The organism is Pseudomonas alloputida (assembly GCF_021283545.2).
Taxonomy (GTDB): Bacteria; Pseudomonadota; Gammaproteobacteria; order Pseudomonadales; family Pseudomonadaceae; genus Aquipseudomonas; species Aquipseudomonas alloputida.
This window is the reverse complement of the sequence record NZ_CP128540.1, coordinates 4,263,818-4,285,682: the sequence shown is the minus strand read 5'-3', so window position 1 is coordinate 4,285,682 and position 21,865 is coordinate 4,263,818. Positions and strand designations below refer to the sequence as shown.

The window sequence follows — 21,865 nt, the reverse complement described above, 5'->3', positions numbered from 1 at the left end:
AACTCCAAAAACAAGAAACCAGGAGTCCGATGATGCGCGATTACGCCGAGGCCGCTCGTACGTTCGACCATGACCAGGCCGTTGTGACGGCATTGCACGGCAACCTTGAAGCCCTTAATGCCTGTGTCGAATGCTGTGACCGGCATGCCGGTGACGGCAAGCTGGCACTGATTCATGAGGACCGCGATGGTAACAGCGCGTGCTATAGCTTCGATCAGCTTCAGGTGCAGGCTGCTCGGTTCGCCAATGTGTTAAAGGCGCAGGGGGTAGGCGCCGGAGACCGGGTTGCCGGCTTGATGCCGCGTACCCCTGAACTGCTGGTGACCATCCTCGCTACCTGGCGCCTCGGGGCGGTTTACCAGCCCTTGTTCACCGCGTTCGGCCCCAAGGCCATCGAGCACCGGCTTGAGCAATCCCATGCCCGAGTGGTGGTCACCGATAGCCACAACCGCGCCAAGCTGGACGATGTGCACGCCTGCCCGACCATCATCACTGTCAAGGCCCGCAGTGGTGAGCTGGACTTCCAGCAATGCCTGGAACGCGCAGCGGACGTATGTGAGCCGGTGATGCGCTCAGGCAACGATCCATTCCTGCTGATGTTCACTTCCGGAACCACTGGCCCGGCAAAACCCCTGGAAGTGCCACTGCGTGCGATCGTCGCGTTTCAGGGCTACATGCGTGATGCCATCGAGCTGCTGCCCGAGGACAACTTCTGGAACCTGGCCGACCCGGGTTGGGCTTACGGCTTGTATTACGCCGTTACCGGTCCGTTGTCGCTGGGGCACGCCACCACGTTCTACGATGGCCCGTTCAGTGTCGAGAGCTGCGCCCGGGTGATCGACAAGCTGGGTATCACCAACCTGGCCGGCTCGCCCACCGCGTATCGCTTGCTGATTGCGGCGGGCAAAGATTTCTCGGCACCGATCAAGGGCCGCCTGCGGGTGGTCAGCAGTGCCGGCGAACCGCTGAACCCCGAAGTGATCCGCTGGTTCGCCGACGAGCTGGGCGTGACCATTCACGATCACTACGGCCAGACCGAACTGGGCATGGTGCTGTGCAACCACCATGGCCTGCAGCATCCGGTGCACCTGGGTTCTGCCGGCTATGCCATCCCCGGCCACCGCATCGTGGTGGTGGACGAGCAAGGTAACGAACTGCCAGCCGGCCAGCCAGGCATCCTCGCCGTTGACCGTGAGCAGTCGCCGCTGTGCTGGTTCGGCGGTTACCACGGCCTGCCGACCAAAGCCTTCGTCGGCAAGTACTACCTCAGCGGCGACACTGTCGAGCTGAACCCGGATGGCAGCATCAGCTTCGTTGGCCGTAGCGACGACGTGATCACCACCTCCGGTTACCGTGTGGGGCCATTCGATGTGGAAAGCGCGTTGATCGAGCACCCGGCGGTGATCGAGGCAGCGGTGATCGGCAAGCCCGACCCGGAGCGTACCGAGCTGATCAAGGCGTTCGTGGTATTGGCCAGCGGCTACGCCGGCAGCGTCGAGCTGGAAGAAACCTTGCGCCAGCATGTGCGCCAGCGCCTCTACGCGCATGCCTACCCCAGGGAAATCGAATTCGTCAGCGAGCTGCCCAAGACCCCGAGCGGCAAGCTGCAACGCTTCATCCTGCGCAACCAGGAAGTCGCCAAACAACAAGCGCAACAGGCCACCCCTGCCAGCGTCTGAAAGGAAAGTACTCATGCACATAGCCAATAAACATTTCATCGTCAGCGGCGCCGCTTCCGGGCTGGGTGCCGCGACTGCACAGATGCTGGTCGAGGCTGGCGCCAAGGTCATGCTGGTCGACCTCAATGCCCAGGCTGTCGAAGCCAAGGCCCGCGAACTGGGCGACAATGCCCGTTTCGCCGTGGCTGATATCAGTGACGAGCAGGCGGCCCAGTCGGCTGTCGATGCAGCTGTCAGCGCCTTTGGCAGCTTGCATGGGTTGGTCAATTGTGCCGGCATCGTCGGTGCCGAGAAGGTGCTGGGCAAGCAGGGCCCGCATGGCCTGGCCAGCTTCGCCAAGGTCATCAACGTCAACCTGATCGGCAGCTTCAACCTGTTGCGTCTGGCTGCGGCGGCCATGGCCGAAGGGGCTGCCGATGAGAGCGGCGAGCGTGGGGTCATCATCAACACGGCCTCCATTGCCGCCTATGACGGCCAGATTGGCCAGGCCGCCTACGCCGCCTCCAAGGGTGCCATTGCCAGCCTGACCTTGCCGGCCGCGCGCGAACTGGCACGCTTCGGCATCCGTGTGATGACCATCGCTCCGGGTATCTTTGAAACCCCTATGATGGCCGGCATGAGCGATGAGGTACGTGCTTCGCTGGCTGCCGGCGTGCCGTTCCCGCCCCGCTTGGGCCGCCCGCAGGAATACGCCGCGCTGGCCCGCCACATCATCGAGAACAGCATGCTCAACGGTGAGGTCATCCGCCTCGACGGTGCGCTGCGCATGGCTGCCAAGTAAGGAGAGCGAACATGACCCTCGCCAATGACCCCATCGTTATCGTCAGCGCCGTGCGCACGCCCATGGGCGGGTTGCAGGGCGACCTCAAGAGCCTGACTGCGCCGCAACTGGGCAGCGCCGCCATTCGTGCTGCCGTGGAACGGGCCGGCATCGATGCCGCCGGTGTCGAGCAGGTACTGTTCGGCTGCGTGCTGCCGGCCGGCCAGGGCCAGGCACCGGCACGCCAGGCCGCGCTGGGCGCCGGGCTGGACAAGCACACCACCTGCACCACCCTGAACAAGATGTGCGGCTCGGGTATGCAAGCCGCGATCATGGCCCATGACCTGCTGCTGGCCGGCACCGCAGACGTGGTAGTGGCGGGTGGCATGGAAAGCATGACCAACGCGCCGTACCTGCTGGACAAAGCCCGTGGCGGCTACCGCATGGGCCACGGCAAGATCATCGACCACATGTTCATGGACGGTCTCGAAGACGCCTACGACAAAGGCCGCCTGATGGGTACCTTTGCCGAGGACTGTGCCCAGGCCAATGCCTTCAGCCGCGAGGCCCAGGACCAGTTCGCCATCGCCTCGCTGACCCGAGCGCAGGAAGCCATCAGCAGCGGCCGTTTTGCCGCCGAGATCGTGCCGGTGGAAGTCACCGAGGGCAAGGAAAAGCGCGTCATCAAGGATGACGAGCAGCCGCCCAAGGCGCGTCTGGACAAGATTGCGCAGCTCAAACCGGCGTTTCGTGAAGGCGGCACCGTGACGGCGGCCAACGCCAGTTCGATTTCCGACGGCGCTGCGGCGCTGGTACTGATGCGCCGCTCCGAGGCCGACAAACGTGGCCTCAAGCCATTGGCCGTCATCCACGGCCACGCCGCCTTTGCCGACACCCCGGCGCTGTTCCCGACCGCCCCGATCGGCGCGATCGACAAACTGATGAAACGCACCGGCTGGAACCTGGCCGAAGTCGACCTGTTCGAGATCAACGAGGCCTTCGCCGTGGTCACCCTGGCGGCCATGAAACACCTCGACCTGCCACACGACAAGGTCAATATCCACGGCGGCGCCTGCGCCCTCGGTCACCCGATCGGCGCTTCTGGCGCACGTATTCTGGTCACCCTGTTGTCGGCCTTGCGCCAGAACAATCTGCGTCGGGGTGTGGCGGCCATCTGCATCGGCGGTGGCGAGGCCACGGCCATGGCTGTTGAATGCCTGTACTGAGGTGAACCATGCTGGTAAATGACGAGCAACAACAGATCGCCGACGCGGTACGTGCGTTCGCCCAGGAACGCCTGAAGCCGTTTGCCGAGCAATGGGACAAGGACCATCGCTTCCCGAAAGAGGCCATCGACGAGATGGCCGAACTGGGCCTGTTCGGCATGCTGGTGCCGGAGCAGTGGGGCGGTAGCGACACCGGTTATGTGGCCTATGCCATGGCCTTGGAGGAAATCGCTGCGGGCGATGGCGCCTGCTCGACCATCATGAGCGTGCACAACTCGGTGGGTTGCGTGCCGATCCTGCGCTTCGGCAACGAGCAGCAGAAAGAGCAGTTCCTCACCCCGCTGGCGACAGGTGCGATGCTCGGTGCTTTCGCCCTGACCGAGCCGCAGGCTGGCTCCGATGCCAGCAGCCTGAAGACCCGCGCACGCCTGGAAGGCGACCATTACGTGCTCAATGGCAGCAAGCAGTTCATTACCTCGGGGCAGAACGCCGGCGTAGTGATCGTGTTTGCGGTCACCGACCCGGAGGCCGGCAAGCGTGGCATCAGCGCCTTCATCGTGCCGACCGATTCGCCGGGCTACCAGGTAGCGCGGGTGGAGGACAAACTCGGCCAGCACGCCTCCGACACCTGCCAGATCGTTTTCGACAATGTGCAAGTGCCAGTGGCCAACCGGCTGGGGGCGGAGGGTGAAGGCTACAAGATCGCCCTGGCCAACCTTGAAGGCGGCCGTATCGGCATCGCCTCGCAAGCGGTGGGTATGGCCCGCGCGGCGTTCGAAGTGGCGCGGGACTATGCCAACGAGCGCCAGAGCTTTGGCAAACCGCTGATCGAGCACCAGGCCGTGGCGTTTCGCCTGGCCGACATGGCAACGAAAATTTCCGTTGCCCGGCAGATGGTATTGCACGCCGCTGCCCTTCGTGATGCGGGGCGCCCGGCGCTGGTGGAAGCGTCGATGGCCAAGCTGTTCGCCTCGGAAATGGCCGAAAAGGTCTGTTCGGACGCCTTGCAGACCCTGGGCGGTTATGGCTATCTGAGTGACTTCCCGCTGGAGCGGATCTACCGCGACGTTCGGGTTTGCCAGATCTACGAAGGCACCAGCGACATTCAGCGCATGGTCATTGCGCGCAATCTTTGAAGGAGCAGACTGCATGGCATTCGAAACCATCCTGTTGGACATCCACGGCAAGGTTGGCCTGATCACCCTCAACCGGCCGCAGGCGCTCAATGCGCTGAACGCGCAGATTGTCGGCGAGATCAACCAGGCTCTGGACCAGCTCGAGCGCGACCCGAACATCGGCTGCGTGGTGCTGACAGGCTCGGCCAAAGCCTTTGCCGCTGGCGCCGACATCAAGGAAATGGCCGAGCTGCAATACCCGCAGATCTACGTCGACGACCTGTTCAGCGACGCTGACCGCATCGCCAATCGCCGTAAGCCGATCATTGCTGCTGTGTCTGGATTTGCCTTGGGCGGCGGCTGTGAGCTGGCGATGATGTGCGACTTTATCCTCGCTGCGGACAATGCCAAATTTGGTCAACCGGAAATCAACCTGGGCGTGCTGCCGGGCATGGGCGGCACCCAGCGCCTGACGCGTGCGGTGGGCAAGGCCAAGGCCATGGAGCTTTGCCTGACCGGCCGCCTGATGGGCGCGGAAGAAGCCGAGCGTGCAGGCCTGGTGGCGCGGATCGTGCCGCAGGCAGAGCTGGTGGAAGAGGCGCTGAAGGTGGCGGCGACCATTGCCAGCAAGTCGATTCCGGTGAGCATGATGGTCAAGGAGAGCGTCAACCGGGCATTTGAAGTCACCCTCAGCGAGGGGGTTCGCTTTGAGCGTCGGGTCTTCCATGCGGCTTTCTCCACCGAAGACCAGAAAGAAGGCATGGCCGCATTCATCGCCAAGCGTGAGGCACAGTTCAAGGACCGTTGATCAGACTCGGTTCGTTGCCGTTGCCGTTGCCGTGGCTTTTGCTTCTAAGTGCGCGATAGTTCAGGCGACGCAGATTGCGACTTCAGGAGGCCGAGCGTAGGGCTTGCGGAGGGAGGTGACGGGCATGGATGCCCGTCAAGCGCTGAGGCCCCATGGATGGGGCCTGCAGCGCGTACTCCCGGGAGCAAGACCGTAGCGAGGGAACCCCGGAGCGTAGCGCAGGGGCCGGATGATGGGAGCCAGCGTTTTTTGGTTACTTTTTGTCGCGTTTGACAAAAAGTGACCCGCCGTAAGGGCCATCCCTTTCAAGGTCTTCGGTAGAATTCGCTGAAATCCAGTCAGGAAGACCCGAGCGATGTGGGCTGATGTACTAGCGCGATTCGAGAAAAAAGCACCCGCCAGCGTAATGGCCAAACTTGCCTTGGAGCAGGCCATTGCGCCGGAGTGGGTCGATCAGGTTTTCGAGGAGCACCGCCAACGGCAGTATTCTCGCGAGCTGCTGTTCTCGACCATTATCAAGTTGATGTCGCTTGTTTCATTGGGCTTGAAGCCATCGCTGCATGCTGCGGCAAGACAACTGGACGACCTTCCCGTCAGCCTGGCAGCTCTGTACGACAAGATCAGTCGAACCGAACCTGCCCTGTTGCGTGCTCTGGTGACAGGCTGCGCGCAGCGCTTGGCGCCGACAATCCATGAGTTGGGCTGCTCAGCCATGCTTCCTGATTGGCAAGTTCGGGTGGTCGATGGCAGCCACTTGGCCTCTACCGAAAAGCGTCTTGGCGCGTTGCGCCAAGAGCGCGGAGCGGCTCGCCCCGGGTTTTCGGTGGTGGTTTACGACCCCGACCTGGATCAGGTAATTGACCTCCAGCCGTGCGAGGACGCCTACGCAAGCGAACGAGTTTGTGTTTTGCCGTTGCTGGCTGAAGCAAAGACCAATCAGGTTTGGATCGCTGACCGTCTCTACTGCACGCTGCCTGTAATGGAGGCGTGCGAACAGGTGAAGACATCATTTGTCATTCGCCAGCAGGCCAAGCATCCACGCTTGATCCAGGAAGGTGAGTGGCAAGCACCGATGCCCGTCGCCACAGGCACTGTGCGCGAGCAATCCATCGAAGTAAAAGGCGGGCACCGCTGGCGACGTGTCGAGTTAACGCTTCATTCACCAAACGACTCAGGTGATAACAGCTTGATGTTCTGGAGCAACCTGCCCGAGAGCATCAGTGCGCAACAGATCGCAGACTTCTATCGGCGCCGCTGGAGCATTGAAGGGATGTTCCAGCGGTTGGAAGCAATTCTGGAAAGTGAAATTGAAACCCTCGGCAGTCCGCGAGCCGCCTTGCTTGGATTCACCACTGCCGTGCTGGCATACAACGTTCTGGCCTTGCTCAAGCGAAGTGTTGAACAGGCTCACCGCGATGCCTTGCCCGAGAATTGGGAAGCCTCGATCTATCACTTGGCGGTGCAGATCAGAGGGGGTTACGAAGGCATGCAGATTGCCCTGCCATCCGAGTACATGCCCGTTGTTCCGATGGAAAACCTGGCTCAGCGCCTGCTGGAGCTGGCCAGAAACATCCAGCCCAGACAGGTTGCGAAAAGCCCACGAGGCCCCAAGGTGCTCAAAGCGAAGGCCTGGGTGCAAGGGACGGCTGTACATGCTCATGTTTCGACGGATCGGGTCATCAAAGCCGCCAAAACCAAAAGACCTTGAAAGGGATGGCCGTAAGGGCGGAAAGGTGACTATGCGCCACCTGCGTGAATGAATACCTACTCGATGTGAATGCCCACATCCAAGAAGCAAGAAGCAAGAAGCAAGAAGCGAACTCGTCTGTTTTGACTCAGCGAACCGTCCATTTGCGATGGCGACGCTGACTCACCTTTTCGCCCATACGGCGAGTCACTTTTTGTCAAACGCGACAAAAAGTAACCAAAAAACGCTGCGCTCCCATCATCCGGCCCCTGCGCTGCGCTCCGGGGTCCCCTCACTCCGGCCTTGCTCCCGGCAGGACCGCGCCGAAGGCCCCATCCTGGGGCCTCAGCGCTTGACGGGCATCCATGCCCGTCACCTGCCTCCGCAAGGCCTGCGTTCGGCCTCCTGAAGTCGCGAAGATCAAGATCAAGATCAAGATCAAGATCAAGATCAAGATCAAGATCAAGATCAAGATCAAGATCAAGATCAACGGCAACGGCAACGGCAACGGCAACGGCAACAGCAGGTGGATGGGCACAGAATCTCAGTTTACTACTGGCACAGCAGCTGAGCTGGGGTGCCGACCGGCGGATTGTGAGCAGTGGAAGCAAATTCGCACCCATTTGCAGTTGCTCCACGCGGCGTGGCGCCTTAGACTGCCGCCCCCTGTAAAAGAGTGCCGGTTGGCGCTTGAAGAATTCCGCTGGCGATGCATAGGCATCGACGGCACATGAATCGCCCAAATGCACATTTTTTCATAGAGAAATCGATGACCAAGGAACAGTTGCTGGCCATGTCGGCCGATGACTACATGAACGCCGACCAGCTTGCCTTCTTTACTGAGCTGCTGCAGGCGATGAAAGTCGAAACCCATGAACGCATCGAACTCAGCCGCACCACCATCGAAGGCCTGGACACTCCGTCAGACCCTGCCGACGTGGCTTCGGTCGAAGAAGAACGTAGCTGGCTGGTAATTGCCATCGACCGCGACCAGCGCCTGCTGCCACAGCTTGAAATGGCCCTGGACCGTATTGCCGACGAAAGCTTCGGCTGGTGCGATGACAGTGGTGAGCCCATCGGCCTGAAGCGTTTGCTGATCAGCCCGACCACCAAGTACTGCATCGAAGCTCAGGAGCGCCACGAGCAGCTCGACCGCCACCAGCGCCAGGTATAAAACCGCGCGTGGTGCCAAGCCCCTCGGAGCTATCCCTGGGGCTTTTTGCGTTTCTCGACGAGACCGTTTTTGTTGCGCCTTACGAAACACTGCTGTACCGCAATGCGCTGTTTCCGCACCACTGTCAGGCGTATCATGGCTTTATCGTTAGGGTGCTAATTAAATTCCGGAGGGGATGATGAATAGCCGAGTCGATGTGGCTGTGATGATAGGGTCGGGTGTGCCGGCCACCTTGCAGGCGCTGGGCAAGCGTATTTGCTGGGTAGTGCTGGTCAATGGCGAGCGTCGCGGCACCGCCTTCGCCACGCGCGAAGAAGCGCTTGAGTGCCAGGCTGCCTGGCAGCAGCAGCTGAAGAAAGGGCTGGCTGCCTGAAAATGTTTATTGCCTCTCGACGGGTTTCGGTGTTTTCGGGCATATTTGTCCTACAGTAATGCGCACATGGATGCCAGGGCTTGTCTTCTAGCAGGCTCACGCCATTGGTTGCGTTTTCTGGCGAGTGATTTCAGGCATCACGCTTCCCAAGCCGGGAATGAGCCAAACGCCTTCGGTTGAAGGCGATTCTGGCAAACCAGAGTAAAGATTCCTGCGCGCTGCATCGTCAGCGAGCACAGACATTTCGCATATCGCTTTATTACTCTTTTTGCCTATCGATAAGAAATGGCCGTGCCTCCCCGAGCTTGGGTGAGGGCGGGTTGTAACCGGTTGAGGATTACTTCATTGGCAGTCAGCACACTTGATACACATGCGTTGTTCGCCCTGGGCGACTTGCGCGGTAAATTGGCCCAACTGTTTCAGGGCCGCTTCATCTATGTCACCGAACAGAGTCCCGAAGGCCTGTACATGGCCGAAATCGACACCGAGAGTGCACTGGTAGTCGATGACAAGCAGCGCCTTGAACTGAAAGTCGGCGACCACTTTCGTGCTGCCGTATTGCCCAGCCGCGAAGGTGGCAAGCTGGAAATGCGCTTTCGCGACATCAAGTTGAATGTGTATGGCGTAGGTGATTACGCCTTCGTTTCTGTGCCGGAAGGCGAGGGCATCGTATTTCGTGAAGGCCATGGCGTGATGCTGGTATTCGCCGCGCAGCAGCAAGTGCAGGAAGGCCTGGGCAAGTTGCTTAAAGCAGTGACTGGCAAAGTCGCCAAATGGCGCAAGGGTGAACTGACCACCTTCAAGGCCAGTGAATGACCGACAGTCACGACTCACCAGCCTCGCGGGCCGAGTTTCATCGGCAGCACCAGGCAGATGCCGTGGCTGAGGCAGAACGTTTGCTGGCCGGGCGTGAGAAGCTGCAAGGCGCCTGGTTGACTTGGGTAGCGGCTGAGCTCTATCGCCTCAGCCCGCCACCGTATGCCGCCATGGTCCGGCGCGAGTTGCAGCGCCTCAGCCAAGGTTGAGACGGCAAACCTTCAATTGCCACGGTCTCGGCCGCTGCTGACCTCTTCAGGCACCGGCTCTTTCGACATGCGCTTGCGAAATAGCGCCGCCCGCGCCAGCAACAGCGTGGTTATCGGCACGGTAATCGACAGCAGGATCGGAATCAGCCAAGCGTGCAGCACAGGGGTGCCCTTGAGCCACGAAAAGTAGATGATCGAGGCCAGTGCAACGCACCAGGCACCAAGGGTCGAGGCCAGCGCTGGCGGGTGCATGCGCTGGAAGTAGTCTTTCAAGCGTACCAGGCCTATAGCACCGACCAGGGCGAACAGGCTGCCGGTGAGCAATAGCGCGGCGGTGACCAGCTCCAGCCAGAACGGCAGTACCAGGGCTTCAGTCATTCGATCACCTCACCGCGCAGCAGAAACTTGGCCAAGGCAAACGAGCCGACGAAACCAAACAGTGCAATCAGCAGGGCACCTTCGAAGTAGGTGTCACTGGCATAACGGATACCCAGCACCAGCATGGTGAGCATGGCCAGGATGTACAGGTAGTCCAGGGCCAGCACGCGGTCTTGGGCGGACGGGCCACGGAACAGCCGGATCAGCGCCAGGCTCATGGCCAGGGCGAAGATGAACAGGCTGGCGAGGACGGCATTGGCGAGCAGGCCTGTCATTGGAAAATCTCCATAAGCGGGCGTTCGTAAGTGTCCTTGAAGTGCTGTATGAAGGCCGCTTCATCGTCCAGCTCAAACACATGCAGCAACAGCACACTGCGGTCCAGTGCCAGTTCGGACCAGACTGTGCCAGGCACCACGGTGGTGATCATCGACAGCGCTGCCAGGCCGTGGGGGTCACGCAATGCCAATGGTATGTGAACGAACGCAGAGCGTGGCGGCTGCTTGTCGGCCCGCAGCACACCACGGGCCACCAGCAGGTTGGAGGTGATCACATCGATGCCGACCCGGCAGATGAGGCGGGCGATGGCGAGGGGGCGCCGTACGTGTGCATGCTGCGGGCGCAGGGGCGCCATCAACAGTGGCGCCAGTATGCCAAGTGCGGCGCCCAGCAGCAGGTTGCCGGGGCTGACCGAGAGGTTCAGCAGCAGCCACAGGCCAAACAGCGAGACCGATAACAGTGGAGCGGGGAACAGTCGGTTCATGGCTGCACCTGTACGTCGCGCGAGGTGGGGCCAGGAATCGGCTGGGCGGCCATCACGGCTTTGATATAGGCATCTGGGGCCTGCAGGCTGGCGGCAGTGTCCTGGGTGTAGCGCAGCAACGGCTCGGCCTTGAAGCTGAGGATGAGGCACAAGCCGAGCAGGATGACGATGGGCAGGCATTCATAGCGCCGCAGCACCGGTGACGGGCGCTCTTCGGGCTTCCAGAAACGCTGGATGCCGACGCGGCCGAAGGCGATCAGCGAGGCCAAGCCGGACAGGATCAGCAACGCCACCAGGCCCCAGCCGGCGGCACTCAGGGGCTGCTCGGCCGGTACGCCGAGGCCCAGTGGATTGAACAGCGCGCTGATCAGGTTGAGCTTGCCGACAAAGCCCGACAGCGGCGGCATACCGATGATCAGTAGTGCGCAGGCGATGAAGCTGAGGCCGAGGAAGGCCATGGTCCACGGGATGATCTGGCCGATTACCACCTGCTGTTCATCGTCGAGGTTGATGCCCTTGGGCGGGTGCAGCGATTCCAGTGGCGGCGGCATGGCGTCTTCTTCTTCGTCCAGCGGCGCTTCATTGGCCGAGCGTGAGCGTTCGACCAGTTCGGCGAGCAGGAACAGTGCGCACAGTGCAAGGGTCGAGTTGACCAGGTAGAACAGCGCAGCGCCGGTCAGGGCCGCCTGGGCAAAACCCACCGCACCCAGCAGCGTGCCGGCCGAAACCAGGATACTGAGTGCCGCCATACGCTCCAGGCGCTGAGCTGCCAGGATCGATACCGCTGCCACCGCCAGGGTGACCAGGCCGCCGTAAACCAGCCATTCGCCGCCGAAATGCGCCGAGGCCCCGGCCTGCCCGGAGAACAGCAGCGTCCACAGGCGCAGCACGGCGTACAGGCCGACTTTGGTCATGATGGCGAACAGTGCAGCCACCGGCGCGCTGGCTGACGCGTAAGCTGGCACCAGCCAGAAGTTCAGCGGCCAGATACCGGCCTTGACCAGAAAGGCCATGGCCAGGATTGCCGCGCCGGCATGCAGCAGGCCACGGTCGGCCTCCGGTACCAGTGGAATCTTCAGCGCCAGGTCCGCCATGTTCAGGGTGCCGGTCACGCCATACAGCATCGCTGCGCCGATCAGGAACAGCGACGAGGCGAACAGGTTGATAGCGATGTAGTGCAGGCCGGCGCGCACCCGCGCACGCCCCGAACCATGCAGCAGCAGGCCATAGGAGGCGGCCAGCAGCACTTCGAAGAAGACGAACAGGTTGAACAGGTCGGCGGTGAGGAAGGCGCCGTACAGCCCCATCAGCTGGATCTGGAACAGCGCATGGAAGCTGGCCCCTGCACCGTCCCAGCGGGCACGGGCAAATAGCAGCGCGCTGAAACCGATGACCCCGGTCAGGGTCAGCAAGAGCGCGGACAGGTGGTCCACCACCAGCACGATGCCGAATGGCGCCGGCCAGTTGCCCGGCAGGTACACGCCGATCGACGCTGCCTGGCCCTGGGTGCGCACCCACAGCAGCAGACAGGCCGCGATTGCCAGGCCGGAGAAGGTAGACAGCAGGTTCAGCCTGGCCTTGATGTGCCTGTGCTTTTCACCCAGCAGCAACATTATCGCCGCCGTAATCAGCGGCAGCAGGATGGGGGCGACAATCAGTTGACTCAGATCACTCATTCGTCACGCTCCCGGCCATCCACGTGGTCGGTACCGGTCAGGCCGCGCGAGGCCAGCAGCACCACCAGGAACAGCGCGGTCATGGCGAAACTGATGACGATGGCGGTGAGCACCAGTGCCTGTGGCAGCGGGTCGGTGTAATGCAGCAGGTCCTGGGTAACGCCATCCTTGATGATTGGCTCCTTGCCGATGAACAGGCTGCCCATGCTGAAGATGAACAGGTTGACCCCGTACGAAAGCAGACACAGGCCCATGATCACCTGGTAGGTACGCGGGCGCAGGATCAGCCACACCCCGGAGGCAGCCAGCACGCCGATGGCGACTGCAATCACTTCTTCCATCAGGCGGCTCCTGCTTGGCTGGTTTTTGCCGGGTTGCCCGGGCGATAGGCGCGCACCGACTGGTGCGCCAGGGCTGTGAGGATCAGCAACGTCGAGCCGACCACGACGGTGTATACGCCGATGTCGAAGAACAGCGCGCTGGCCACGTGCACATCACCCAGCAACGGCAGGTGCAAGTGGGCGGTATGGGTGGTGAGGAACGGGTAACCCAGCAGCATGGCACCGACCCCGGTCAGGGTCGCGCACAGCAGCCCGGTACCCATCCAGCGCAGCGGCCGCAGGCTCATCTGTGCCTCGACCCACTGGGTGCCGGCCACCATGTACTGGAGGATGAACGCCACCGACATGACCAAGCCAGCGACAAACCCGCCACCGGGCTGGTTGTGCCCGCGCATGAACAGGTACATCGACACCAGCAAGGCGATCGGCAGCAGCAGGCGCACCAACGCTGCAGGCACCATCATGAAGCCCAGCGCGGTATCAGTGGCATGCCGCGGGTTGATCAGGTCGGTGACCACGTCTGGCGCCAACTGGCGTTGTTGCGCCGGCAACTGCATGCTCTCTTTCGGAGGGCGGAAGCGCCGTAGCAGGGCGAACACGGTCAATGCCACAGCCACCAATACGGTGATTTCACCGAGGGTATCGAAGCCGCGGAAGTCGACCAGCATGACATTGACCACATTGGTGCCGCCGCCCTGAGGCAATGCGCGGCTCAAATAGAACGAGGAAATGTCGTTGGGCGTCGGTCGGGTCAGCATGGCGTACGACAGCACCGCCATGCCGCCACCCACCAGCACGGCCAGCAGCAAGTCGCGCAGGCGGCGCAGGCGCGCGCGTTCCAGGCTACCCGGCAGCGGCGACACGCCTTCGATACGCCGTGGCAGCCAGCGCAGGCCGAGCAGGATCAGTACGGTGGTGACCACTTCCACCACCAACTGGGTCAGTGCCAGGTCGGGCGCAGAGAACCAGACGAAAGTGATGCAGGTCATCAGGCCGCAGACGCTGACCATGATCAGTGCCGCCAGGCGGTGGTACTTGGCCTGATAGGCGGCGCCGATGGCGCAGGCAATGGCGATCAGCCACAGGGCGACGAACACGCCCGAACCGGGAATCTTCGGGCGATCACCCCAGCTCAGGCCGCTATACAGCATAGGCGTGAGGCCCGCGAGGAACGCGGCGAATACCAGCATGAACAGCTGCGACTGCAGTCGGCGGGTGGTGAGCACGCGCTCGATGCGACGCGCCAGCAGCATCAGGTGAACCTGGCCGTGTTCGAACAGTCGCTTGCCATTGAAGCGCTCGATCACGGGCGGGTAGGGGAAGCGGCCCAGGCGCAGTTGCTTGCGCAGCAACAGGTACAGGACGATGCCGCCGCTCATGGCGACCAGGCTCATGATCATCGGCGCGTTCCAGCCATGCCAGATGGCCAGGCTGTATTCCGGCAGGGTACCGCCAACCACCGGCAGGGCCGCAGCGGCCAACAGGGGGCCGACCGACTGGGTGGGGAAGATGCCCACTACCAGGCACGTGAGCACCAGCAGCTCCACCGGAGCACGCATCCAGCGTGGCGGCTCGTGCGGGGTATGGGGCAGGTCCTGGGCTGTCGGCCCGAAGAACACATCGACGGTAAAACGCAGGGCATACGCCACGCTGAAGGTGCCGGCCAGGGTGGCGATTACCGGCAGCGTGGCCTCGACCCAGGCGGTGGAACTGATGAATACCGTTTCGGCGAAGAACATTTCCTTCGACAGGAAGCCGTTCATCAGCGGCACGCCGGCCATCGACGCGCTGGCGACCATGGCCAGGGTCGCGGTGTAGGGCACCAGGCGGATCAGGCCGCTGAGGCGGCGAATGTCACGGGTGCCGCTCTCGTGGTCGATGATGCCGGCGGCCATGAACAGCGAGGCCTTGAAGGTGGCATGGTTGAGAATGTGGAATACCGCGGCGACGGCAGCCAGCGGGCTGTTAAGGCCCAGCAGCAGGGTAATCAGGCCCAGGTGGCTGATGGTCGAATAGGCCAGCAGGCCCTTGAGGTCATTCTGGAACATGGCGGCGAAAGCGCCGAGCAGCAGGGTGAGGGCGCCGGCACCGCCGACGATCCAGAACCACTCCTCGCTACCGGAAAGTACCGGCCACAGGCGTGCCAGCAGGAACACCCCGGCCTTGACCATGGTTGCAGAGTGCAAATAGGCCGACACCGGTGTGGGCGCTGCCATGGCGTGGGGCAGCCAGAACTGGAAGGGAAACTGTGCGCTCTTGGTCAGGGCGCCGATGAGTATCAGGGGCAGCAGCACCGGGTAAAGCGCATGCTGGCGGATGATATGCCCGGCAGCCAGGACCTTGTCCAGGTCATAGCTGCCGACCACATGGCCGAGCAGCAGGGCCCCTACCAACAGGCACAAGCCGCCTGCACCGGTTACCATCAGCGCCATATAGGCGCCGCGACGGGCGTCGGCGCGGTGGTGCCAGTAGCCGATCAGCAGGAAGGAGAACAGGCTGGTCAGTTCCCAGAAGAACACCAGTTGGATCAGGTTGCCGGAGATGACCAGGCCGAGCATGGCGCCCATGAAGGCCAGGAAGAACGCGAAGAAGCGTGGTACCGGATCTTGCGGTGACATGTAGTAGCGGGCATACAGCGATACCAGTGCGCCAATGCCCAGTACCAGCAACGAGAACAGCCAGGCAAAGCCGTCCATGCGCAACACCAGGTTCATTCCCAGGCTGGGCAGCCACAGGAACTCTTCGCGAATGACGCCACCATGGGCAACCTGAGGGTACAGAAGTGCTACCTGGACGGTGCCGACCAGGGCTACGAGCCCGGCAAGAATGGACTCGGCGTTACGTGCGTTGTGCGGCAGCACAGCTGCCAGGCAACTGCCCACGAACGGCAGAAGCAATAGCACTATCAAGGACATAGCGGCCTATTCTGGAGAAGTTTGCAAAGAATCATACGTGCCGAGGTGTTTATCACCAACACGCAAGCTGTCGCAGGATCCTACAAACCGGCTGTGACAAGCGGTTTTTTTATAACAGTTTTTTACAAAGAATAGCCGCTGTTGACCGTTTTACAGCCCCGCCTGGCGTTCGCCCGGGTTCTGCACATCGCGTGTTTCGACAGTTTCGCGAGGGCGCCGCACCTTGAGTTCACTGACCACCACGGCGACCACGATCAGCAGGCCGCCGAGCAGCGCCACGCCAGGCAGGCGCTCGCCAGCCAGACGCCCGACGATGCCGGCCCACACCGGTTCACCGGCATAAATGAGTGTGGCGCGGGTAGGCGAGACCGACTTCTGTGCCCAGTTCATTGCCACCTGGATCACTGCACTCATTGCGCCCAGGCCCACTGCACTGGCCAGCAACAGCCAGGAGAAGTCGGGGATGCGCTCCTGGGTCGGCACGATCATCAGGAACGCCAGCAGCGATGCAGTCGCCAGTTGCACCACAGTAACCCGGCGCACATCGACCTGACCGGCGTAGCGGCTGATCAGAATGATTTCACCGGCGATGGCCACGGCGCTGATCAGGGTGACCAGTTCGCCCTCGCTGAAACGCAGGCTGCCGCCTTCCGGCCCGGCCAGCAGCATCAGGCCGATGAATGCCAGGCAGATACCCATGCTGGGCATCAGGCCAGGCCGCCGCCCCAGCACCAGCCACTGCAGCAGCGGCACGAACGGGACGTACAGCGCAGTGATGAACGCTGACTGGCTGCTGCTGATGGTTTGCAGGCCCATGGTCTGCAGGCCATAGCCGAGCATGATCGACACGCCGATCAGCATGCCGGCCTTCAGTTCGGTGAAGGTCAGGCCGGGCAGCGCTCGCGCCGAGACCACACCAACGAACAGCGCGGCTGCCGCAAAACGCAGGCCGACGAAGAACATCGGGCCGCTGACGGTCATCACGTTATGCACCAACAGGAAAGTGCCGCCCCACAACATGGTGATGAATACCAGCACCAGTTCGGCCTTGCTCAGGCGGAAGGTGACGGCAGGGGTAGGCTTGCTGCTGGGCTGGTTCATGGTCTTGCACACTCGGAAAGGGCGGCGCACAATCGCCGCAAAAGTGGGCAGTATACTGCGCAATCTTGACCAGTGAGCAATATAGTGCACAAGGATTCTTCGCACCGGGCATCGGTGCTGCAACATGTCAGCCTCAATGTGCGCAGTCTGCGCAACGCCGCCGGCTTGAGTCAGGCGGCGCTGGCCGAGCGTTCAGGGGTCAGCCGGCGCATGCTGGTCGCGATCGAGGCGGGCGAGAAGAATGTCAGCCTGACCACATTGGACCTGATTGCCGAAGCCTTGGGCGTGGCTTTCAGCACCCTGATCCAGGCGCCAGACCTGCGCGACCCCGGGCGCATTGAAGAGCTGGCGTGGGCTGGCGAACACCCGCAGAGCCGAGCGGTGTTGCTGGGCACCAGCCCGGCAAGGCGCGAGGTGGAACTTTGGGAATGGACCCTGGCACCGGGGGAGTGCTATCACAGTGAGGCCGACGCCGAAGGCTGGAGCGAGCAGATTTATGTGATCGATGGGCAGCTGACGCTGATCATCGAAGAGGTCGAGCATCGCTTGCAGGTGGGGCAGTTCCATGTGTTCCCCAGTAACTGCCGGTATGCCTACCGTAACGATGGCGTGGTGGCTGTTCGGTTTGTGCGCAATGTGGCGATTTGAGCCTGCAGACTTTGGGGCTGCTGTGCAGCCCCAAAGGTCTCAAGCCGATCAGCTTTTCAGCAGCTCGTCGGTCTTCACCACATTGGCATAGGCAAACGCCAACGCCGCCATCGCCGAATCATGCACATGAGCCGCCGGCACCTGCTTGCCGTCGAACGCCAGTGGCAGGGTCGCGCAGGCATCGTGCGCCACAGTCACTTGATAGCCCAGATCGGCTGCAGCCCGGGTGGCGGCGTCAATGCACATGTGGCTCATGCTGCCGACGATGGTCAGCGCCTCGACGCCATGCCGGTCCAGCGTGTGCTCAAGATCGGTACCGAGAAAGGCGTTGACCTTGTGCTTGAGCACCACCGGCTCGCCCGGCAATGGCTCGACCTTGGCGTGGATGGCCGCACCCTGCGAACCGGGGGCAAAGAAGGGGGCATCGGCAGTGTCGAACTCATGCCGCACATGCACCACCAGGTCGCCGCGCTGGCGTGCTGCTGCCAGCAGGCGGGCGGCGTTGTCGGCTGCCTGGTCGACGCCATCGAGGGGCCACTTGCCGCCGGGGAAGTAGTCGTTCTGGATGTCGATGATGATCAGTGCCTGCTTGCTCATGCTGCCTCCTGTGGCAGTAGTCGTCGAGAGACGTTAGTTATAGGCTGTGTTCACTCACCTGAGGATTGGCGCGAACGACACTATGCGGGCAAAAACTGACACCGGCGCTAACCTGGATATCGGCTTGCTGTTGTACCCCGGCGTGCAGCGCGCCGCTGTGCATGGCCTGGCCGACCTGTTCCTGGTGGCCAACCGGGTGGCGGCCGAACTGGGGGCCGTCGAGCTGCCGCACATTCGCGTCAGTTGCTGGCAGGCAGACGAGACAGGGCAGTTGTTGCCTGCGTCGGATAACTCAGCTGTCACCGTACCAGGCCTGCGGGTCCTGATCATACCGCCAAGCCTGGAGTCAGCTCCGCAAGCCGAGTTGCTCGAACGTCATCGCGCGCCGCTGTGCCTGCTGCACGGGCGTGGTACGGTGCTGGCGTCGGTATGCATCGGTGTATTTTTCATTGCCGCCAGCGGTTTGCTCGACGGGCGCCCGGCCTGCACGCACTGGAATTATGTGCATGCGCTTGCCCAGCGCTTCCCCAGGGTGCGGGTAGAGGCTCAGCAGCCGTTGCTGGATGACGGCGACATCGTGACCTCGGCAGGGTTGATGGCCTGGACGGACCTCGGCTTGCGCCTGCTGGAGCGCTTTTTGGGGACGACGGTGGCTCAGGAGACCGCTCGCTATCTGGCCGTCGATCCGGTCGCGGCGCCGCTGCCCGGCGCTGTGTTCAACCCGCGCCTGGACCACGGCGACGAGGCCGTGTTGAAGGTGCAGCACTGGTTGCAGGGCAATGGCGGGCAGGATGCCGACCTGGCCACGATGGCGGCCTGCGCGGGGCTGGAGGCGCGCACTTTCTTGCGGCGCTTTCGTGCCGCTACCGGGCTGCGCCCGACCGAGTATTGCCAGCAGGTGAGGGTGGGGCGGGCGTGCCGCTTGCTGGAGTTTACCCGGCGCACCGTCGAACAGATCGCGTGGGGTGTCGGTTACCAGGATCCGGGCGCGTTTCGCAAGGTGTTCCAGCGTGTCATCGGCCTTACTCCGAGTGACTATCGGCGGCGGTTTGCGGTATCCGGCCAGGGTCTGTAGAAACCACTTGACCTTGACTTTACTTGAGGTCTTACCCTGCTCGGCATCGCGCTGCATGCGTACGTAGCCAGGAGACTGTCGATGTTGGCAACACCTCATGCCTTGTGGTTCACCCAGATGATCGAATACGAAGTACCCAGTATGTACCAGCAAGCATTGGCTCAGGCCCTGGTGGAGCGTAGTGAAGCATTGGCTGCTCGTTGCGAAGGGCTGCAGGGTGTGAGCATCCAGGCCAGCGACGATGGCTGCCGGGTGTTGCAGTACCTGCAATGGCAGTCACGCCAGGCCTGGGCTGCGGCGGCCGTGCACTTCGTCGAGGAATCGTTTCTTGACCTGCTGGGCCAGCATCAGGCACGCGGTGTCAACTTCGCCGCCTACCAGGCCCTGCGCAGCCTGGTGCGCGGGGACGATGGCGTGCTGCATTGCCAGATGGGCGGTCCTCAGGCATACCAAGGTGCGTAGTGCGGGTAGCGATCCAGGCGGGCACCGATGACCATTTCGCTGATCCATGCCGCCAGGAGCGAGCTATACGCTTTCTGGCTCTGTTCGCTGGACAGCGCGTGGTCGGCGCCGTCGACGATGCGATGGGTGAGCGAGTGGGCGTTGACGAACGCCGAGCGGTAGTTCATCAAGGTACTGTGCGGCACGTAGTCATCCTGCTCGGACTCCACCAGCAATACATCCCCGCCGAATTCGGCGCACGCGGCCAGCGCGCGGTTGTCGGTCGGGCCCAGGGGGCGCTGGCGATAGGCATTCAGGCGTTGACGGTCAAGGGTTTGCTTCGGGCTGCCCCATTCGTCATCCCAGTACATGGCAGGTACCCGCAGGGCCAGCCACCTGACCGGCCGTTCGCGGGTCAGCAGAGTCGCCAGGTAACCGCCATAGCTGCTGCCGATAATGGCGATGGCGCTGCTGTCGACTGCCGGGTGGCTGACCAGTCGATCGTAAGCCACCAGCAAGTCCTGCAGGTTTTGTTCACGGGTGACCGTGAGGCGCTGGCTTTCAGTTTTTTCGTGACCGCGCAGGTCGAAGGTCATGCACACGCATCCCAGTCCGGTGATATGCCGGGCGCGGGCCAGGTCACGTTGCTGGCTGCCGCCCCAGCCGTGGACGAAGAGAATGCCCGGCATTTTGGTGCCCGGGCTGACCAAGGTGCCGGCGATGCGGTCATTCTCGACCTGCAGTTCAACGGTTTCACTCTGAATGGCCATGGTCGCGAATCCGCGCAAATTTGCTGAGTTGTCCGAGTTCACTGTCGTTTCCTTGGTAAAAGAGGATGGCATCAGCGGGCAGGTCGGGGTTGCCGAATACTTCGTGGGTGGAAGCCCGCACCCGTTGCAATGCGGGGTCATCGGCAAAGGCCTGCAGGGCCAACAGTTCGGCACTGCTGGCACCACCCAGGCGCCAGGATTGTTCGAGCACCCCGCTGCACAGATGGCCCGAAGGGCTGATGCCGCGGGCGATGTCATAGTTGCGACGTGAGGCGACAAAGCCCGGGAAGTGCTGCTCGGCGGCTTGTTCGTAAACCATGGCCTGGTTGATGGCAAGGCGCAGGTGGTCGTCCAGTGGGAGCTGTAGCAACGCCTGATAGTCGCCACGTACCACCACCAGTTCAGAACCGCCGTAGACCTCGGTACCCTGATGGTCACGTGTCAGTTGCTGGGCGCCGTGGTAGCTGCAGGTCAAGCCGGCGACGCGCACCTGGCCGACGCTGAAGGTTTGCACCTCGCTCAGGTCTTCTTCGAGCACCAGGCCCCACTGCGCCAACGTGTGGTCATCCATATCGGCCAGCAGAGGCTCCAGGGCATCTGCAGTGGTGATGACCTGTTGCCCGCGTCCCGCACAAGCCAGTACCGGTTTGACCCTCAGCGGGCCGTCGAGCAGCAGCAACTGTGCGGCAGTGCGAGCGTCGGCTTTGCTGAACACGGTGTAGCCGCGCAGCAGGGCATCGCTGGCCTGTCGGGCGAAGTCGTCGGTCCAGCCTGGCGGGAAGCTGGCCCCGGCGGGTAACGGGTGAGAGATCGCCTTGGTCGCCATGTAGGGGTACGGCACCATGCCGCCAAACAGGTCCTGTTCGCTGCAAATACCCAAGCCGGCATATCGTCTGGGGTCGATCAGGGTCTCGGTTGGCAGATAATAGTAGGCATCGGCTGCATCTGGCGGCCGCATGGGCTGTATAAATGGGCAGCCCAGCAAACGTGCCAGGCCTTCGGCAAGCTTGAGATGAACGCCGTGCTCGTGTTCGGGCGTGTGGTCGCGGGTGTCAAGCAACACCACGCCGGCTTTCGGTTCGATGCCACTGGGCATGGTCATTTGCCTGTGTGCAATGAATGTACTGTGTGTGAAGCCGGTGTCCTGGGGAAGTTCAGGGAAACTTGATCGGTGGTCCTGGTCCTGTTGTAGGAAGTGTCCTATTGGCACAGGGCGTCGTGGGCAAGGCATGCCGTATCTTGGTCGTCACGATTGCAGCGCCCTGGCGGCTGTTCCATTATCGGTCTATTGGATCAACCGTTATGAAGCCGCAGGA

The 21,865-nt window shown here is 62.2% G+C and carries 24 protein-coding genes; 14 read left to right on the top strand and 10 right to left on the bottom strand.

Annotation, left to right across the window (positions count from 1 at the left end):
* The first annotated feature begins 32 nt into the window (after nucleotides 1–32).
* The 11 genes from LU682_RS19875 to LU682_RS19825 all read left to right on the top strand — a co-directional run bounded on the left by LU682_RS19875 (nucleotide 33) and on the right by LU682_RS19825 (nucleotide 9,847).
* Complete coding sequence (locus LU682_RS19875) at nucleotides 33–1,679, top strand: acyl-CoA synthetase (RefSeq protein WP_049587516.1); 1,647 nt, start codon at nucleotides 33–35, stop codon at nucleotides 1,677–1,679.
* Between the two features lie 13 nt (nucleotides 1,680–1,692).
* The gene (locus LU682_RS19870; protein ID WP_003250091.1) at nucleotides 1,693–2,460 is read left to right on the top strand and encodes an SDR family NAD(P)-dependent oxidoreductase; all 768 of its coding nucleotides are present in this window, start codon (nucleotides 1,693–1,695) and stop codon (nucleotides 2,458–2,460) included.
* 11 nt (nucleotides 2,461–2,471) lie between these two features.
* On the top strand, nucleotides 2,472–3,665 hold the full coding sequence (locus LU682_RS19865; RefSeq protein WP_010953196.1) for an acetyl-CoA C-acyltransferase: 1,194 nt from the start codon (nucleotides 2,472–2,474) through the stop codon (nucleotides 3,663–3,665).
* Nucleotides 3,666–3,673: 8 nt separating this feature from the next.
* Nucleotides 3,674–4,801, top strand: a complete 1,128-nt coding sequence (locus LU682_RS19860; protein ID WP_010953197.1) for an acyl-CoA dehydrogenase — start codon at nucleotides 3,674–3,676, stop codon at nucleotides 4,799–4,801.
* 13 nt (nucleotides 4,802–4,814) lie between these two features.
* Nucleotides 4,815–5,588 (top strand): enoyl-CoA hydratase, encoded by a 774-nt coding sequence (locus LU682_RS19855; RefSeq protein ID WP_003250095.1) that lies wholly within the window; start codon nucleotides 4,815–4,817, stop codon nucleotides 5,586–5,588.
* 406 nt (nucleotides 5,589–5,994) lie between these two features.
* A complete protein-coding gene (locus LU682_RS19850) occupies nucleotides 5,995–7,296 on the top strand; it encodes an IS4-like element ISPpu8 family transposase (protein ID WP_010952894.1) in 1,302 nt (433 codons plus the stop codon).
* 344 nt (nucleotides 7,297–7,640) lie between these two features.
* Nucleotides 7,641–8,009 (top strand): hypothetical protein, encoded by a 369-nt coding sequence (locus tag LU682_RS30045; protein ID WP_232857628.1) that lies wholly within the window; start codon nucleotides 7,641–7,643, stop codon nucleotides 8,007–8,009.
* Nucleotides 8,010–8,044: 35 nt separating this feature from the next.
* Nucleotides 8,045–8,449: a TraR/DksA family transcriptional regulator gene (locus tag LU682_RS19840; RefSeq protein WP_232857627.1), complete on the top strand. Its 405-nt coding sequence runs from the start codon at nucleotides 8,045–8,047 to the stop codon at nucleotides 8,447–8,449.
* A gap of 178 nt (nucleotides 8,450–8,627) precedes the next feature.
* Nucleotides 8,628–8,822 carry a hypothetical protein gene (locus LU682_RS19835; protein ID WP_012271507.1) on the top strand — a complete coding sequence of 65 codons (195 nt, stop codon included), beginning with the start codon at nucleotides 8,628–8,630 and terminating at the stop codon, nucleotides 8,820–8,822.
* Between the two features lie 345 nt (nucleotides 8,823–9,167).
* The gene (locus LU682_RS19830) at nucleotides 9,168–9,638 is read left to right on the top strand and encodes a hypothetical protein (RefSeq protein WP_014591718.1); all 471 of its coding nucleotides are present in this window, start codon (nucleotides 9,168–9,170) and stop codon (nucleotides 9,636–9,638) included.
* Nucleotides 9,635–9,847 carry a hypothetical protein gene (locus LU682_RS19825; RefSeq protein ID WP_010953202.1) on the top strand — a complete coding sequence of 71 codons (213 nt, stop codon included), beginning with the start codon at nucleotides 9,635–9,637 and terminating at the stop codon, nucleotides 9,845–9,847. Before LU682_RS19830 ends, LU682_RS19825 begins: the two co-directional genes overlap by 4 nt.
* Nucleotides 9,848–9,859: 12 nt before the next feature.
* Here LU682_RS19825 and LU682_RS19820 read toward each other — a convergent pair whose 3' ends face one another.
* From LU682_RS19820 to LU682_RS19790, 7 genes are all read right to left on the bottom strand, one after another.
* Nucleotides 9,860–10,225: a Na+/H+ antiporter subunit G gene (locus tag LU682_RS19820; protein ID WP_003250107.1), complete on the bottom strand. Its 366-nt coding sequence runs from the start codon at nucleotides 10,223–10,225 to the stop codon at nucleotides 9,860–9,862.
* A complete protein-coding gene (locus LU682_RS19815; protein WP_010953203.1) occupies nucleotides 10,222–10,500 on the bottom strand; it encodes a K+/H+ antiporter subunit F in 279 nt (92 codons plus the stop codon). Before LU682_RS19815 ends, LU682_RS19820 begins: the two co-directional genes overlap by 4 nt.
* Nucleotides 10,497–10,985, bottom strand: coding sequence for a Na+/H+ antiporter subunit E (locus LU682_RS19810; protein ID WP_010953204.1), 489 nt, complete (start codon nucleotides 10,983–10,985; stop codon nucleotides 10,497–10,499). The genes LU682_RS19815 and LU682_RS19810 overlap by 4 nt, the downstream gene beginning before the upstream one ends.
* Nucleotides 10,982–12,661: a monovalent cation/H+ antiporter subunit D gene (locus LU682_RS19805; RefSeq protein ID WP_010953205.1), complete on the bottom strand. Its 1,680-nt coding sequence runs from the start codon at nucleotides 12,659–12,661 to the stop codon at nucleotides 10,982–10,984. Before LU682_RS19805 ends, LU682_RS19810 begins: the two co-directional genes overlap by 4 nt.
* Entirely contained in the window at nucleotides 12,658–13,002 is a 345-nt protein-coding gene (locus LU682_RS19800) for a Na+/H+ antiporter subunit C (RefSeq protein WP_003250128.1), read from the bottom strand. The genes LU682_RS19805 and LU682_RS19800 overlap by 4 nt, the downstream gene beginning before the upstream one ends.
* Nucleotides 13,002–15,917, bottom strand: coding sequence for a monovalent cation/H+ antiporter subunit A (locus LU682_RS19795; protein ID WP_010953206.1), 2,916 nt, complete (start codon nucleotides 15,915–15,917; stop codon nucleotides 13,002–13,004). Before LU682_RS19795 ends, LU682_RS19800 begins: the two co-directional genes overlap by 1 nt.
* A 150-nt stretch (nucleotides 15,918–16,067) precedes the next feature.
* The gene (locus tag LU682_RS19790; protein WP_049588164.1) at nucleotides 16,068–17,018 is read right to left on the bottom strand and encodes a DMT family transporter; all 951 of its coding nucleotides are present in this window, start codon (nucleotides 17,016–17,018) and stop codon (nucleotides 16,068–16,070) included.
* A gap of 84 nt (nucleotides 17,019–17,102) precedes the next feature.
* Here LU682_RS19790 and LU682_RS19785 point away from each other — a divergent pair, with 84 nt between their 5' ends.
* Nucleotides 17,103–17,666: a helix-turn-helix domain-containing protein gene (locus tag LU682_RS19785; protein WP_003250134.1), complete on the top strand. Its 564-nt coding sequence runs from the start codon at nucleotides 17,103–17,105 to the stop codon at nucleotides 17,664–17,666.
* A 48-nt stretch (nucleotides 17,667–17,714) separates the two neighbouring features.
* On the opposite strand, the gene LU682_RS19780 is transcribed toward LU682_RS19785, so the two are convergent.
* Nucleotides 17,715–18,263 (bottom strand): cysteine hydrolase family protein, encoded by a 549-nt coding sequence (locus tag LU682_RS19780; RefSeq protein WP_010953209.1) that lies wholly within the window; start codon nucleotides 18,261–18,263, stop codon nucleotides 17,715–17,717.
* Nucleotides 18,264–18,345: 82 nt separating this feature from the next.
* On the opposite strand from LU682_RS19780, the gene LU682_RS19775 reads away from it, so the two are divergent.
* Both LU682_RS19775 and LU682_RS19770 read left to right on the top strand, forming a co-directional pair.
* A complete protein-coding gene (locus LU682_RS19775) occupies nucleotides 18,346–19,338 on the top strand; it encodes a GlxA family transcriptional regulator (RefSeq protein ID WP_010953210.1) in 993 nt (330 codons plus the stop codon).
* An 81-nt stretch (nucleotides 19,339–19,419) separates the two neighbouring features.
* The gene (locus tag LU682_RS19770; RefSeq protein ID WP_010953211.1) at nucleotides 19,420–19,800 is read left to right on the top strand and encodes an antibiotic biosynthesis monooxygenase; all 381 of its coding nucleotides are present in this window, start codon (nucleotides 19,420–19,422) and stop codon (nucleotides 19,798–19,800) included.
* Here the strand turns inward: LU682_RS19770 and LU682_RS19765 are convergent.
* Nucleotides 19,779–20,549, bottom strand: a complete 771-nt coding sequence (locus LU682_RS19765; protein ID WP_049588163.1) for an alpha/beta hydrolase family protein — start codon at nucleotides 20,547–20,549, stop codon at nucleotides 19,779–19,781. The genes LU682_RS19770 and LU682_RS19765 overlap by 22 nt on opposite strands.
* On the bottom strand, nucleotides 20,533–21,651 hold the full coding sequence (locus LU682_RS19760; protein WP_010953213.1) for a DUF3182 family protein: 1,119 nt from the start codon (nucleotides 21,649–21,651) through the stop codon (nucleotides 20,533–20,535). Before LU682_RS19760 ends, LU682_RS19765 begins: the two co-directional genes overlap by 17 nt.
* Nucleotides 21,652–21,865: the final 214 nt, after the last annotated feature.

Bases quoted from the DNA above. Each gene is read 5' to 3' on its own strand.
- LU682_RS19875 (WP_049587516.1), top strand. From the start codon at position 33: ATGCGCGATTACGCCGAGGCCGCTCGTACGTTCGACCATGACCAGGCC.
- LU682_RS19765 (WP_049588163.1), bottom strand. From the start codon at position 20,549: ATGGCCATTCAGAGTGAAACCGTTGAACTGCAGGTCGAGAATGACCGC.
- LU682_RS19870 (WP_003250091.1), top strand. From the start codon at position 1,693: ATGCACATAGCCAATAAACATTTCATCGTCAGCGGCGCCGCTTCCGGG.
- LU682_RS30045 (WP_232857628.1), top strand. From the start codon at position 7,641: ATGCCCGTCACCTGCCTCCGCAAGGCCTGCGTTCGGCCTCCTGAAGTC.
- LU682_RS19800 (WP_003250128.1), bottom strand. From the start codon at position 13,002: ATGGAAGAAGTGATTGCAGTCGCCATCGGCGTGCTGGCTGCCTCCGGG.
- LU682_RS19865 (WP_010953196.1), top strand. From the start codon at position 2,472: ATGACCCTCGCCAATGACCCCATCGTTATCGTCAGCGCCGTGCGCACG.
- LU682_RS19820 (WP_003250107.1), bottom strand. From the start codon at position 10,225: ATGACTGAAGCCCTGGTACTGCCGTTCTGGCTGGAGCTGGTCACCGCC.
- LU682_RS19775 (WP_010953210.1), top strand. From the start codon at position 18,346: ATGCGGGCAAAAACTGACACCGGCGCTAACCTGGATATCGGCTTGCTG.
- LU682_RS19790 (WP_049588164.1), bottom strand. From the start codon at position 17,018: ATGAACCAGCCCAGCAGCAAGCCTACCCCTGCCGTCACCTTCCGCCTG.
- LU682_RS19780 (WP_010953209.1), bottom strand. From the start codon at position 18,263: ATGAGCAAGCAGGCACTGATCATCATCGACATCCAGAACGACTACTTC.
- LU682_RS19805 (WP_010953205.1), bottom strand. From the start codon at position 12,661: ATGAGTGATCTGAGTCAACTGATTGTCGCCCCCATCCTGCTGCCGCTG.
- LU682_RS19770 (WP_010953211.1), top strand. From the start codon at position 19,420: ATGTTGGCAACACCTCATGCCTTGTGGTTCACCCAGATGATCGAATAC.
- LU682_RS19760 (WP_010953213.1), bottom strand. From the start codon at position 21,651: ATGACCATGCCCAGTGGCATCGAACCGAAAGCCGGCGTGGTGTTGCTT.
- LU682_RS19840 (WP_232857627.1), top strand. From the start codon at position 8,045: ATGACCAAGGAACAGTTGCTGGCCATGTCGGCCGATGACTACATGAAC.
- LU682_RS19815 (WP_010953203.1), bottom strand. From the start codon at position 10,500: ATGACAGGCCTGCTCGCCAATGCCGTCCTCGCCAGCCTGTTCATCTTC.
- LU682_RS19855 (WP_003250095.1), top strand. From the start codon at position 4,815: ATGGCATTCGAAACCATCCTGTTGGACATCCACGGCAAGGTTGGCCTG.
- LU682_RS19795 (WP_010953206.1), bottom strand. From the start codon at position 15,917: ATGTCCTTGATAGTGCTATTGCTTCTGCCGTTCGTGGGCAGTTGCCTG.
- LU682_RS19835 (WP_012271507.1), top strand. From the start codon at position 8,628: ATGAATAGCCGAGTCGATGTGGCTGTGATGATAGGGTCGGGTGTGCCG.
- LU682_RS19825 (WP_010953202.1), top strand. From the start codon at position 9,635: ATGACCGACAGTCACGACTCACCAGCCTCGCGGGCCGAGTTTCATCGG.
- LU682_RS19810 (WP_010953204.1), bottom strand. From the start codon at position 10,985: ATGAACCGACTGTTCCCCGCTCCACTGTTATCGGTCTCGCTGTTTGGC.
- LU682_RS19860 (WP_010953197.1), top strand. From the start codon at position 3,674: ATGCTGGTAAATGACGAGCAACAACAGATCGCCGACGCGGTACGTGCG.
- LU682_RS19850 (WP_010952894.1), top strand. From the start codon at position 5,995: ATGGCCAAACTTGCCTTGGAGCAGGCCATTGCGCCGGAGTGGGTCGAT.